Raw genomic sequence first — 14,192 nt, forward strand, 5'->3', positions numbered from 1 at the left:
AGGACAAGGCAAGTTAAAAAATTGCATTATGGAATTTTCAATTGATAAAACTCAATTTCTTTAAGATAACTATAATTATCGCTTGACAACAGTTGTTGCGAATGTTTTAATGTCACATCTACACGATTTCTGGAGTTTTTGACATGAAAAAATTACCTCTGTTGTTGGCTGGTCTGGCGATAGCTGGTTCGGCAAATGCGGCTGTATTGCAATTTGACTTCACGGCGAAAATTCAGGAAATGGTGCAGTTCTCGCCGATGACTTTCACGGGCGGTTCGGTGAACAGCAGTAATTTGAGCGGCTCGACGGTGGCGGTGGGGGATGTCATCACCGGCCACTTCACCTACGATACCTCGACGGCGCAGATCAGCAATGTGGGCGGTATGGCGATGTTTTCTTCCGCGCAGGCGCAGAACGCCCTGACGGCAGCCATCGGCAGTAACAAGCTGGTGTTGGATAGTGCCCTGAGCAGTGCTACTACTGTGCAAGTTGGCAATAATGTTGCTGCTTTCGGCGGCGCCGATTCCTTCGGGATAGCCCATGTGAGCGCAAATGCGCAATCGTCCCAGCTGATGGCGCTGAGCCTGTTCGACGTTAGCGGCCACGCGTTCAATGCCAATGCCATCCCGACCACGCTGGACTTCTCAGCGTTCAATAGCTCGACCTTCTACTACACCTATTCCTCGGTCACGACGCATGCCATGATGGGTGCCAATGGCAACCTGACCTCGCTGACGGTGACTCAACTGCCTTCGGGCAATAATCCCACCGCTCCAGTGCCTGAACCAGAAACTTACGCCATGTTGCTGGCCGGTCTAGGTCTGCTGGGTTGGACGGCTCGCCGCCGTCAGGCACGCTAAGCCTTGCCAGCGCCCGCCTCCATCTTTCCTGTTTCATCTCATACTGCTAGCCCATTACAAGCCGGAATTCTGACTTCCGGCTTGATATTGTTCTCAAAAAAGCAACAGAAAACCCCTGTAATAAGTTCAGTAGGAAATATTTTGATCTAAATGACAAAATTTATTGCTTTTCGTGAATGATGTGTCAAACTTATACGGGTTTGTAATTTTCTAATTTTTTTTGCTAGATGCAGGAGTGCAAGATGGCGGGTCGGAGCGTAAGTGCGGGCGTGTTTTTCAGTACGGATAGCGTCCAGCGTATGGCTTTTCAGGCGCTATGCGGGGAGATGTTTGCCCAGTTGCATCTGGCTGAAAATGTCGATCAGGTGGTCGACCAGCTGGGCCAGCGCCAGCCGGACCTGCTGGTGCTGGATCTGAATGGCTACAACTACCTGAATGAACTGGCCGGCATCGGCACCTTGATCCGTAGCCGTGCGGGCGCGCCGGTACTGGTACTGTGCCCGTTCGACCATACTTCGTGGCTGCCGGAGCTGATGACTTTCGGCCACTTCGACTACCGTATCTGCCCGCTGATCGACGATGAACTGCGCCAGGCCGTTGTGCAGGCGCTGGTGCAGCCAGTCGATGCGGCTGCCGCGCTACAGCAGCAACTGCTGGACAAGGAAAAGGAACTGCGCGATGTGCTCGGCGTGCAGCGCAGCCTGCAGCGTGCACTGGCGTCGATCGAGCCGGTGGAAACCATGGCCGCGCATATCTGTCTGGCCCTGTGCAACTTCCCCGGCGTGCGCCATACGGCACTGCTGCATATGAAAGAGCGCGGTGACCTGCAACTGGTGGCGCAGGAATCGCGCAACCATCTGGATCTGGCCCGTTTGCTGCAACGGCGCGACCGTCTGCTGCAATCGCCGCTGCGCGATATCTTCCCGCCGCTGCTGTCGGTAGCGCGCGGTGAGCTGATGCTGCTGGACGCGCCGGAAAAAGCCGGCAATCCCGAATTCGCCATGGCGCTGCATGACCGCGGCGTGCGCATGGTGCTGTCGCTGCCGCTGCGCGCTGCACCGGGCGGCCCGGAAATCGGCGCCATCAGCCTGATGTTCGACCGCCACATCATGTTCTCGCGCGAGCAGTTTGCCTGCTTCACGGGGCTGGCCCAGATCATCAGCTTCGCGCTCGGCATGAGCGCGCTGCAGCACCAGAACGAAGAACTGAGCGGCCAGTTGTCGCAAATGAGTACGGTGGACAGCCTGACTGGCGCCGCCAACCGCCGCGCCGGCGAAGAAATGCTCGACCACGAACTGCGTCGCGCGCGCCGCTACGCGATCCCGCTGGCCGTGCTGTCCTTCGATGTGGTGGGCTTCCAGTCCGAAAACGATATATATGGTTCCAGCGTAGGCGATGCCGTGCTGCGCACCGTTGCCACCATCGTCAAGGAGCGTCTGCGTACTTCGGACCTGCTGGCCCGCATGCAAGGCGAGCAGTTCATCGTGATTGCCACCCACACCAATGCGGCCGATGCCATGCGCCTGGCCGAGAAGCTGCGCAAGGCCATCATGGAAGCCGATCTGCCTAGCGAAGCGACGGTAGTGATCAGCCTCAGTGTCAGTCAGACCCGTTCCGATGACGGCGTATCGGCAGTACTGGAGCGGCTCGATGTGGCGCTGCAGCGCGCCAAACGCGTGGGCCGCTGCTGCATCGAACCGGCCGACTAGGCGCGCAGCCTACAGGCTGCGCTAGACCTGCGGCGGCTGATGGCGTAGTTTTGCGGTATTTTTTCAGTACCGTGGACAAATTATGCTGTATTGGCTGAGACATTACCGGCGCGCCTATCTGGCCGGCGACCTTTCTGCCGGCGTCGTCGTGGCAATGATGATGATCCCGCAGGGCACCGCCTACGCGCTGGTGGCCGGCCTGCCGCCGGTCGTCGGCATCTACGCCAGCATCCTGCCGCCCATGGTGTATGCGCTGTTCGGCAGCAGCATGACACAGTCGGTGGGCCCCATGGCCATCATCTCGCTGATGACGGCCAGCGTGATCGCGCCGCTGGCCGCCCCCGGTTCTGCGCTGGCTACCGTACTGGCGGCGCAACTGGCGCTGGTATCTGGTGCCGTGCTGCTGTTGTGCGGCTTTTTGCGGCTGGGTTTTCTGGCCAACTTCTTTTCCCGCCCCGTGATGAACGGCTTTACCGTCGGTTCGGCACTGCTGATCGCCTACGACCAGCTACATACGCTACTGGGCGCGCCGGTAGGGCAGGTGCATCTGCCGAGTGCCATACTGGGCATCAGCGCCTTGCTGCTGCTGGTGCTGGCGCGCATGTATCTGGCGCGGCTGCTGGTGCGCTGCGGCCTGTCCGACGGACTGGCCGATATCGCGGCCAAACTGGCGCCCATGCTGGTGGTGCTGGGCGGCATAGCGCTGATGGCACTGAGCACGCTGGCCGAACAGGGCGTGCGCACCACGGGCGCGATTCCGGCCGGTCTGCCCGGACTGAATCTGGCAACCTCCGCGCCGCACTGGCGCAGCCTGCTGCAACCGGGGCTGCTGATAGGCTTTATCGTGTTTCTGATGTCGATGTCGGCGGCCCAGTCGCTGGCGCTCAAGCGCAACGAAAAGCTGGTCAGCAACCACGAGCTGATCGGGCTGGGGGCGGCCAACATCGCCAGCGCACTGACGGGCGGCTTTCCCGTTACGGGCAGTCTGTCGCGTTCTGCCGTCAACTTTGCCGCGGGAGCCCATACGCCGCTGGCCAGCCTGATCACGGCGACTCTGCTGGCCTGCGCGCTGCTGGCACCTACCGGCTGGCTGGCGCTGCTGCCACTGCCCGTGCTGGCGGCCACCATCATCGTGGCGGTACTGGGCCTGCTCGATCTGGGCATCTTGCGCACGGCATGGGAGTACGACCGTGGCGACGTGCTGGCATGGGGCGCCACCTGTCTCGGCGTCGTGGCCATGGGCGTAGAAGCGGGTGTGCTGGTAGGCGTGGCGCTGTCCATGGGCACCCTGATCTGGCGCGCCAGCCGGCCCCATATCGCTGTGCTCGGGCGGATCGCCGGCACCGAGCATTTCCGCAATATCGAGCGCTATCCGGCCGAAACCCGGCCCGAACTGCTGGTGTTGCGCATCGACGCCAATCTCTTCTTCGGCAATATGGAAGCGATTACCGAGCGTATCGAAAGCGAACTGGCCAGCCATGCATCGGCGCGCCATCTGGTGCTGGTCATGAGTGCCGTCAGCTCGATCGACACCAGTGCACTGTATGCGCTGTCGGAGCTGAACCAGCGTATGGGGCGGCGCGGTCTGGGCCTGCATCTGGCCGAAGTAAAAGGGCCGGTGCTGGACCGCTTGCGTCAGAGTGCCTTGCTGCGCGAGCTGCATGGCCAACTCTATTTGAGCACGGTGATGGCTTGCGATGCGCTGCAAACCCCGCCCTACAACCGCCAGCACGCGGGTGAAGCGGGCGGCTCAGGAATCTGAGCCGCGTTTTCTGCTGTTTTTGATGCGCATTAGAAACAATATTCATGGACTTCACGGGGCTTTGAACCTATGATTTCAGGCGTTGCCAGCTGATTAACCCCGAAAAATGGTTAGCCGATGTTAGACCGCCTTGCCCGCCGTGCCGCCAATGTATCGATTGCCGTCTATGTCAGTGTGACACTGACGGCCGTTGTAACGCTGGTGTTGACCACTTTTGCCCTGTATTTCTATCAGGTCGAACGCGCCCAGCGCTGGGAGCAGCTGCACAAGACGCTGGCCGACAGTGCGGAAGAACTGGCCGTGGCCGTGGCGCTGCCGGCGTGGAATTTCGACGAGACCCAGATCGTCACCATCATGAAGAGCGGCCTGAGTAACCGCGATCTGTATGCCAGCGCCGTCACACCCGTCTCGAGCAGCCCGCCCTTTATCCTGACCCGCAGCGAAACGGGCCAACTGGTGGAATCGACCCTGCTGCCCCAGCGCGACGACCTGATTTCCGTGCAGCGCCCGATCCTGGTGTCGGGCCAGCACATCGGCACCATCACCGTTTACGCCTCGCCGGCCCAGCTGATCGAACAGCTGCGCCAGCGCCTGTACACCATTGTCGGCATGATCTTCGTGATGGTGGTGACACTGGTACTGAGCTTGTACCTGCTGCTGTGGCATCTGGTGCTGAAACCGCTGACCACCATCGAGCGCTATGCGGCCAATGTGAAAGCAGGGCAGAATCTGGGCGCCGAGCCGCCGCGCGACCTGTACCTGGGTGAACTGAAAACGCTGAACGGTTCGATCCGCGACATGGTGCGCCTGATGGATAGCCGCTACGTGGCCATGCACGCCAGCGAAGAACGGCTGCAGATCGCCAGTAGCGCAGCGGCCATTGGCATCTGGGACTGGAATATTCCAAACGATGTCGTAGAGTGGGATGAACAGATGTACCGTCTGTACGGCATCGAAGGGCGCATCTTGCCGCGCCCGATGGACCAGTGGCGCAGCATGATGCATCCGGATGACCGCATACCGACTGAAGCCTTGCTGCAGCAGGCACTCGATGGCCAGGCCGAATTCGATGCGGAATTCCGCGTAGTGTGGGAAGACGGTTCGGTACACCATATCAAGGGCGACGCCATGATCTTCCGCGATAGCGATGGCAAACCGGCCCGTATGGTGGGGGTCAACTACGATGTGACGGAAAGCCGCGTGGCAGCGCAGGAACTGCGGCGCCACCGTATCCATCTGGAAGATCTGGTAACCGAGCGTACCAATGCGCTGTCGGTGGCGGTGCTGCAGGCGCAGGCGGCCAACAAGGCCAAGAGTACTTTCCTGGCTAATATGAGCCACGAGCTGCGCACCCCGCTCAATTCCGTGATCGGCTTTTCCCGCCTGCTGGCGGACTCCAAGAACATGCTGCCGGAAGAGAAGCGCAATCTGGCCATCATTCACCGCTCGGGCCAGCACCTGCTCACGCTGATCAACGATATTCTGGAACTGTCCAAGATCGAAGCGGGGCGCGCCGTGCTGCAGACCGATGTGGTGGCGCTGGCCGACATGCTGCAGGAAGTGATGGACATGGTCAGCATGAAGGCCAGCCAGAACGATGTGGAACTGGTGCTGGAAGCGGACGGCCTGCCGCCCGGCGCCTGCGTCGACGGCACCAAGCTGCGTCAGGTGCTGCTCAATCTGATGTCGAATGCCGTCAAGTTTGCGCCGCGTGGGCGCGTCACGCTGGCGGTGCATGGCCAGTTGCTGCAGGCGGCAGGCGGCAATCACTATGAACTGGACTTTGCCGTCAGCGACAATGGTGCCGGCACTGCACCGGAAGACCAGAGCCGTATCTTCGAGCCTTTCATCCAGGCCGATACGCCGGGCGGGCATGAAGGTACAGGGCTGGGCCTGACGATTTCGCGCGAATTCGTCCAGCTCATGGGCGGCGAGCTGACCGTGGAATCGAAACCGGGTGCGGGCGCCACCTTCCGCTTCCGCCTAGCCTTGCCGCTAGCCGATGCAGCAGTGGCAGCGTGTGGTGATGAAGTGCCGGCCGGCGTGCCGCAGGCCAGCGAAGTGCGCCAGCCGGTGCCGCATGCGCTGACGCTGGACGATCTGCTGGGGCTAGATGCCACACTGCGGGCGGACATGAAGAAGGCCTTGCTGGAATTGAATCTGACGCGGGTGGGGCAGTTGCTGGCACCGTTGCCGACCGAGCTGGCCGCAGTGGTGGCGGGCATCGAATATATGCTGCGCCAGCACCAGTATCCGCAACTGTGCCGTTTGCTGGACGATGCGGAAAACGGCACAACGGCCCAGCGTTGATCGGTATATCATTCACTATGCCCGACGGGGCGGTATCTAGTACGAAAGAGTTTTTACATGGTTCGGGAAATAACGGAGCAGTCGAGCAAGGGAGAAGTGCTGATCGTGGAAGACACGCCAGCCTCGCTCAAGCTGCTCAGCGATCTGCTGACAGAAGCAGGGTACTACGTGCGTCAGGCGCCGAACGGCGAACTGGCGCTATGGACCGTGCAATCGCGCCCGCCCGAACTGATCCTGCTGGATATCCGCATGCCCGGCATCGACGGTTTCGAAGTCTGCAAGCGCCTGAAGGCAGCGCCGGCACTGAGCCAGATCCCCGTGATTTTCCTCTCCGCCCAGCACGACACGGACGACAAGGTGCGCGGCTTTGCCTTGGGCGCAGTGGATTTCATCGCCAAACCGTTCCAGGCCGAGGAGATACTGGCCCGTACCGATGCCCATGTGCGGCTGGCCCGTACGCAGAAGGCGCTGGCGGCCGAACGCGCCATGCTGGAGCAGCGCGTGAGCGAACGCACGGCCGAACTGGCTGCGCTGGCCGCTTCGCTGGAAAAGGAAGTCGAGCAGCGCCGCGCCAATGAAGAATTCATGCGCCTGTCCAGCCAGGTGTTCGAGGCCACCCAGGATGCCATCGTGGTGACCGACCGCTATGGCCGCATCGTCGCCTGCAATCCTGCTTTCACGCGGATTTCCGGCTATGCCTCCGACGAAGTAACAGGGCAGGGGGCTGCGCTGCTGCATGCGGGCGAAGCGGATATGAAGACGTTCCAGATCATGGTGCAGGCCATCGTCAAGACGGGCCACTGGTCGGGTGAGATCATGGCACGCCGCAAAAACGGCGATACCTTCCCCGGCCTGCTGAGCCTCTCCGTGGTGCGCGATGCGCAAGGGGAGGTGAGCAACCATGTGGCCGTGTTCATGGATATCAGCGAACGCAAGGCCGAGCAGCATCTGATCGATTTCCTGTCGCACCATGATGCGCTGACGGGCCTGCCTAACCGCCTGCTGGCGCGCCAGCAGTTCGAGCAGAAGCTGGTGGCTGCCAAGCGCGAACACCGCTGCGTGGCCGTGATGTGTCTCGATCTCGATCACTTCAAGAGCATCAACGACTCCTACGGCCACGATGTGGGCGACAAGGCGCTACAGGTGGTGGCGACCTTCCTGGGCGAATGCGTGGGGGCGGATAACATCGTCACCCGTCAGGGCGGCGACGAATTCCAGATCATCGTGGCGGACGACCGCCAGCTGGCCCAGACCATGGCGCTGGCCCAGCGCATACTGGCCGGCCTGCGGCAGGAACTGCTCATCGACCAGCACACGATTACCGTAACCTCGAGCATAGGCATCGCCGTCAGCCTGAGCGACGGCGATAGCTTCGATGAACTGGTGCGCAATGCCGATACGGCGCTGTTCCGCGCCAAGGAAGTGGGGCGCGATAACTATGCCTTCTTCACCGAACGCATGGATGCGGAAGTGCGCGACAAGCTGGCCATCCAGAGCCAGCTGCGCGGTGCCATTGCGCGCGACGAATTCGAAGTCTATTATCAGCCGCAAATGTGTTTGCAGACGGGCGCCATCGTCGGCGCCGAAGCGTTGCTGCGCTGGGATAATCCCATACTGGGGCGCGTGCCGCCCAATCGCTTCATACCGCTGGCCGAAGAATACGGGCTGGTGAACTCCATCGGCGAATGGGTGCTGGCCAGCGTGTGCGCGCAGATCAAGGTGTGGCACGATCAGGGACTGGGCGCGATCAAGGTGGCTGTCAATCTGGCGGCCAGCCAGTTCGTCAACGATGCCACCGTGCCGTATGTGGAAAACACGCTGCGCGATTTCAAAGTGGCGCCGCAATATCTGGGGCTGGAAATCACCGAGAGCACGGTGATGGGCGATCCGGACAAGGCGGTTGCGGCCCTGCGCCGGCTGAAGGCCATCGGCGTCAGCATCTCGCTGGACGATTTCGGCACAGGCTACTCCAGCCTGAGTTACCTGAAGCGCTTCCCCATCGATGTGCTGAAGATCGATAAATCCTTCGTCGACGACATCACCACCAATCCGGCCGATGCCGCGATTGCGCTGTCGGTGGTCACGCTGGCGCACAACCTGAATATGCGCGTGATCGCCGAAGGGGTGGAGACGCGCGAGCAGATGGAATTCCTGCGCCAGCATGGCTGTGACGAAATGCAGGGTTATTATTTCAGCCGTCCCGTCGATGCGGCGGCGTTTGCCGGATTGCTGCGCGAGCGGCGCTGTTTGCAGGACCTGTCTTAAACCGACTCACAGGAGTGTTATGGATAAGAAGTTCAACGCCGCGCTGACTGGCGCAAGCATGCTGCTGGCGCTAGGTGCAGCAGTTTCCCTGCCGCTGCAGGCCACTGCTGCCGATAAGCCGGCTGCTGCGGCCAAGGCCGAGCGCCCCGGTCCGGCCGATGCCCGCTTCAAGGCCATCTACACGCAGGAATGGAAATGGCGCCAGAGCCAGAAGCTGGAAGAGGGCGAGGATGACGACGATAGCGGCGTGGATACCAGCTTGCCGCGTATCGATGCCGCCACCCAGAAGCAGCGCCTCGATTACTGGCTGGCCGTGATGAAGAAGCTGGATGGCATCAGCGAGAAGCAGCTATCGGCCGGCGAGAAGGTCAACTATCAGGTCTACAAGGCGCAGATCGCTGCGCTGATCGCGGCCCAGCAGTTCCGCGAATTCGAAAAGCCGCTGAATGCCGATTCGGCCTTCTGGTCCAACCTCGCCAGCGGTGCGCGCCGTCCGCTCACGACCGAGAAACAGTTGCGCGACTATCTGAAACAGCTGGCCGATATGCCGCGCTACTTCAACGACGAAATCGTGAATATGCGCGCCGGTCTGGCACGCGGCTTCACGCCACCCAAAGTAACGCTGGTGGGCCGTGACAGTTCCATCACCTCCGTCACCGAGGCCAAGTCGGCGCAGGATACGGTGTACTACTTCCCATTCAAGACCATGCCGGCCAGCATGCCCGCTGCCCAGCAGGAAGCGCTGCGTGCCGAAGCCGTGAAAGCCATCGAGACTTCGGTGCTGCCGTCCTACCGTAAGCTGCTGCAGTTCATGCGCGAGGAATATGTGCCGCAGGCGCGTGTAGCACTGGCGGCCGAAAGCCTGCCCGATGGTAAAGCCTATTACCAGTCGAAGATCGTGGAGTTCACTACCACCTCCATGAGCGCCGACCAGATCCACCAGATCGGCCTGTCCGAGATGGCCAAGATCCGCGCCGAGATGCACGACGTGATCAAGCAGGTAGCCTTCGAAGGCGATCTGCCGGCCTTCCTGCAATTCCTGCGTACCGATCCGCGCTTCTATGCCAAGACGCCGGAAGAACTGCTGATGCGCTCGGCGTGGGTGGCGAAGAAGTTTGACGGCAAGGTAAGCCAATATTTCGGCTATCTGCCACGGCGCCGCTTTGCCGTGATTCCTGTGCCGGACGATCAGGCGCCGTTCTACACTTCTGGCCGTGGCGGCCCCGGTGTGTATCTGGTGAATACCTATAACCTGCCATCACGCGCGCTGTATTCGGTGCCGGCGCTGACGCTGCACGAATCGGCGCCTGGCCATGCTTTCCAGATGCCGGTGGCGATGGAGCAGAAAGGCCGTCCGGCCTTCCGCAATGCGTATATCTCGGCTTTCGGCGAAGGCTGGGCGCTGTATTCGGAACGCCTCGGGGTGGAAATGGGCATGTACGAAACGCCTTACGAAATCTTCGGGATGCTCAGTTACCAGGCCTGGCGTGCTTCGCGTCTGGTGGTCGATACGGGCATCCACAGCAAGGGCTGGACACGCAAACAGGCGCAGGATTATCTGCACGAGAACACGGCATTGTCCGAGCATGAAATCGAGACCGAGGTGGATCGCTATATTTCGTGGCCCGGTCAGGCGCTGTCCTATTATCTGGGCGAGATGAGCATTATCGCGGCACGCCGCAAGGCGGAAGCAGCGCTGGGTGACAAGTTCGATATCCGCGCCTTCCACGACACCGTGCTGCAGCTGGGTTCCGTGCCGTTGCCTGTGCTGGAAGCGCGTATTGATACCTTCATCGCGGACGGTGGCAAGAGCCCTTATCCTCATCTCGACTAGCATCAGTCTAGGCGGCGCCGCACCATTGCGGCGCCTCGCGTAAGTTCTTTATTAACGGCGCACCGCTTTGGTGCGCCGTTTTCGCTTGGTAGCGGGCAAACGCGCAGCGCGCTCTCCTATGGGCTGGCATGGTGATTGCATAGATCACGGCATGCCTGATACCACTGCCATCCGTGAATACAACGCCGCCAGCCAGCACTGGCAGGCCAGCCTCACGCTCGGCTTTGGCCGCGATGGCGACACTACCCGTCTTTACGACAATCTGCATGCCGGCCCGCTGCGCGTGCAGAAGGCGCTGTATCCGGAAGGCGGCGCAGTGTGCCACGCCATCATCGTCCATCCGCCCGGCGGCGTGGTGGGCGGCGACCGGCTCAGCATAGCCGTCAACGTGGGCGCACAGGCCCATGCGCTGCTGGCCACACCCGGCGCAGCCAAGTGGTACAAGGCCAATGGCAAAGTCTCGCGCCAGCAGGTGACGCTGCAGGTAGGTGCGGGTGCGGCGCTCGAATGGCTGCCGCAGGAAACCATTTTCTTCGATACGGCCCACGTCCAGCTGGAACAGGAAGTCCGGCTGGGCGCCGGTGCGCACTATCTCGGCTGCGAGATTCTGTGCATGGGGCGGCGCAGTTCCGGCGAGGTGTATGCCAGCGGCTGCGTAAGCCAGCGTAGCAGCATCTACCTCGATGGCAAATTGATCTGGTGGGAGCAGGGCAAGCTGCTGGGCGGCCAGCTCGATAGCCCGCTATCGCTGCAGGGCCATAGCGTATGCGCCACTTTTCTTGCAGCGGGGCGGCAGGTGCCTGCGTCTTTGCTGGCCGAAATCCGCGCCGATATTGCGGCCGATGGCGAACACCTATTCGGCATTAGCCAGACCCGTAACGTACTAGTGGCGCGCCATCTGGGCAACGACAGCGAAACGGCGCGCCGCCTGATGCTGGCCGTGTGGCGCCGCCTGCGCCCCTATCTGCTGGAGCGCGCAGCCGTGACCCCGCGCATCTGGCAGACCTGAACAAGATAACGATAGAGATACACCGACATGGATCTGACCCCGAGAGAAAAAGACAAGCTACTGATTTTCACCGCAGGCATCGTGGCCGAGCGCCGCCTTGCGCGCGGCCTGAAGCTCAACTATCCGGAAGCCGTCGCCCTGATCACCTGCGCCATCATGGAAGGTGCGCGCGACGGCAAGAGCGTGGCGCAACTGATGTCCGACGGTACCCGTGTGCTCACGCGGACCGATGTGATGGAAGGCGTGCCGGAGATGATCCCCGACATACAGGTGGAAGCGACTTTCCCCGATGGCAGCAAGCTGGTCACCGTGCACCAGCCCATACCTTAAACAACAGAGAAGCAGCATGACCCCTAACCGCATCCAGTGTTTGACAAGGAGCTCACGATGATACCCGGTGAATACCTGCTCGAAGAGGGCGAGATCGGACTCAATCAGGGCCGTGCCACGGCTACCGTGGTGGTCAGCAATCAGGGCGACCGTCCCGTACAGGTGGGATCGCATTTCCATTTTTTCGAAGTCAATACGGAGCTCAAGTTCGAGCGCTGGAAGGCTTACGGCATGCGCCTCAACATCGCTGCCGGCACAGCCGTGCGCTTCGAGCCGGGCCAGCAACGCACAGTAGAACTGGTGAAGCTGGGCGGCGAGCAGAAGGTGTACGGCTTTAACGGCAAAGTGATGGGCAAGCTGGCCGACCAGCCGCCCCGCAAGTAATCCCGACACGAGAAAGCAGGCAAGCACATGGCAACGATGACGCGGCGTGCATATGCGGAGATGTTCGGTCCCAGCAAAGGGGACCGTATCCGCCTGGCCGATACCGAACTGTTTATCGAAATCGAGCATGACTACGCCACCTATGGCGAGGAAGTGAAATTCGGCGGCGGCAAAGTGATCCGCGACGGCATGGGCCAGTCGCAGCGGCTGGCGGCCGAAGTGATGGACACGGTGCTGACGAATGCCGTCATCATTGACCACTGGGGCATCGTCAAGGCCGATATCGGTTTGAAGAACGGCCTGATCGCGGGCATAGGCAAGGCCGGTAATCCCGACATCCAGCCCGATGTAACCATGGCCATCGGTGCGGCGACAGAAATCATTGCAGCCGAAGGTATGATCGTCACGGCAGGCGGGGTGGATACCCACATCCATTTTATCTGCCCGCAGCAAATCGAAGAAGCGCTGATGAGTGGCGTCACCACCATGATAGGCGGCGGCACTGGGCCGTCGGCCGGCACTTCGGCCACCACCTGCACGCCGGGGCCGTGGCATCTGCATGCCATGCTGTCGGCGGCCGATGCCTTCCCGATGAATCTGGGTTTTCTCGGCAAGGGCAATGTGAGCCTGCCGCAGCCGCTGGAAGAACAGGTGCTGGCCGGCGCCATAGGCCTCAAGCTGCACGAGGACTGGGGCAGCACACCAGCCGCTATCGACAACTGTTTGAGCGTGGCCGATCAACTCGACGTACAGGTGGCCATCCATAGCGACACCCTCAACGAGGGCGGTTATCTGGCCGATACGCTGGCCGCGTTTAGAGATCGCACCATCCACACCTTCCATACCGAAGGGGCGGGCGGCGGCCATGCACCGGACATTATCGCGGCCGTGGGCGAGAGCAATGTGCTGCCTTCCTCGACCAATCCTACCCGTCCCTACACGGTGAACACGCTGGACGAGCATCTGGATATGCTGATGGTGTGCCATCATCTGGATGCGGCGATAGCCGAGGATGTGGCGTTTGCCGAATCGCGCATCCGGCGCGAAACCATCGCGGCAGAAGATATCCTGCACGATATCGGCGCCATCTCCATGATGTCGTCCGATTCGCAGGCCATGGGCCGGGTGGGCGAAGTCATCATGCGTACCTGGCAGACGGCGCACAAGATGAAAGTGCAACGGGGCGCACTGGCACCCGATACGGCGCGTAACGACAACTTCCGCGTCAAGCGCTACATCGCCAAATACACCATCAATCCGGCCATCACGCATGGTATTGCCCATGCCGTGGGTTCGCTGGAAGTGGGCAAGATCGCCGATCTGGTGCTGTGGAAGCCGGCCTTCTTCGGCGTCAAACCGTCGATGATCCTCAAGGGCGGCATGATAGCCGCAGCGCAGATGGGCGACCCGAATGCGTCCATCCCCACGCCGCAGCCGGTGCACTACCGCATGATGTTCGGCGCCTTTGGCGGCGGCCTGAAAAAGTCCTTCACCTTTGTCTCGCAGGCAGCCTACGACGCCGGCATAGGCCAGCAACTGCAACTGAACAAGACGCTTATCGTGGCGCGCAATATGCGCACGCTGCGCAAGTCCGACATGATTCATAACGGCGCCACGCCGCAGATGCATGTCGATCCCGAAACCTATGAAGTGCGTGCCGATGGCGAACTGCTGGTGTGCCAGCCGGCCAGCGTGCTGCCCATGGCGCAGCGCTACTTCCTGTTCTGAT

At 61.1% G+C, this 14,192-nt stretch carries 10 protein-coding genes; all 10 read left to right on the forward strand.

Annotation, left to right across the window (positions count from 1 at the left end):
• Positions 1 to 143 precede the first annotated feature (143 nt).
• The 10 genes from GM655_RS07050 (at position 144) to ureC (ending at position 14,191) form a co-directional block, all read left to right on the forward strand.
• Complete coding sequence (locus GM655_RS07050) at positions 144 to 860, forward strand: PEP-CTERM sorting domain-containing protein (protein ID WP_155433819.1); 717 nt, start codon at positions 144 to 146, stop codon at positions 858 to 860.
• A 242-nt stretch (positions 861 to 1,102) separates the two neighbouring features.
• Complete coding sequence (locus GM655_RS07055; RefSeq protein ID WP_155433820.1) at positions 1,103 to 2,569, forward strand: GGDEF domain-containing protein; 1,467 nt, start codon at positions 1,103 to 1,105, stop codon at positions 2,567 to 2,569.
• 82 nt (positions 2,570 to 2,651) lie between these two features.
• Positions 2,652 to 4,331 carry a SulP family inorganic anion transporter gene (locus GM655_RS07060; protein WP_155433821.1) on the forward strand — a complete coding sequence of 560 codons (1,680 nt, stop codon included), beginning with the start codon at positions 2,652 to 2,654 and terminating at the stop codon, positions 4,329 to 4,331.
• Between the two features lie 117 nt (positions 4,332 to 4,448).
• A complete protein-coding gene (locus GM655_RS07065) occupies positions 4,449 to 6,641 on the forward strand; it encodes a PAS domain-containing sensor histidine kinase (protein ID WP_155433822.1) in 2,193 nt (730 codons plus the stop codon).
• A 57-nt stretch (positions 6,642 to 6,698) separates the two neighbouring features.
• Positions 6,699 to 8,906 carry a two-component system response regulator gene (locus GM655_RS07070; RefSeq protein ID WP_155433823.1) on the forward strand — a complete coding sequence of 736 codons (2,208 nt, stop codon included), beginning with the start codon at positions 6,699 to 6,701 and terminating at the stop codon, positions 8,904 to 8,906.
• 19 nt (positions 8,907 to 8,925) lie between these two features.
• On the forward strand, positions 8,926 to 10,740 hold the full coding sequence (locus tag GM655_RS07075; RefSeq protein ID WP_155433824.1) for a DUF885 domain-containing protein: 1,815 nt from the start codon (positions 8,926 to 8,928) through the stop codon (positions 10,738 to 10,740).
• 151 nt (positions 10,741 to 10,891) lie between these two features.
• Positions 10,892 to 11,749: an urease accessory protein UreD gene (locus GM655_RS07080; protein WP_155433825.1), complete on the forward strand. Its 858-nt coding sequence runs from the start codon at positions 10,892 to 10,894 to the stop codon at positions 11,747 to 11,749.
• 27 nt (positions 11,750 to 11,776) lie between these two features.
• The gene (locus tag GM655_RS07085) at positions 11,777 to 12,079 is read left to right on the forward strand and encodes an urease subunit gamma (protein ID WP_155433826.1); all 303 of its coding nucleotides are present in this window, start codon (positions 11,777 to 11,779) and stop codon (positions 12,077 to 12,079) included.
• 57 nt (positions 12,080 to 12,136) lie between these two features.
• Positions 12,137 to 12,463, forward strand: a complete 327-nt coding sequence (locus GM655_RS07090) for an urease subunit beta (protein WP_155433827.1) — start codon at positions 12,137 to 12,139, stop codon at positions 12,461 to 12,463.
• Positions 12,464 to 12,490: 27 nt separating this feature from the next.
• Positions 12,491 to 14,191, forward strand: a complete 1,701-nt coding sequence (gene ureC, locus GM655_RS07095) for an urease subunit alpha (RefSeq protein ID WP_155433828.1) — start codon at positions 12,491 to 12,493, stop codon at positions 14,189 to 14,191.
• Position 14,192: the final 1 nt, after the last annotated feature.

Origin of the sequence: Pseudoduganella danionis, assembly GCF_009720775.1 — a bacterium.
GTDB classification, from domain to species: domain Bacteria; phylum Pseudomonadota; class Gammaproteobacteria; order Burkholderiales; family Burkholderiaceae_D; genus Rugamonas; species Rugamonas danionis.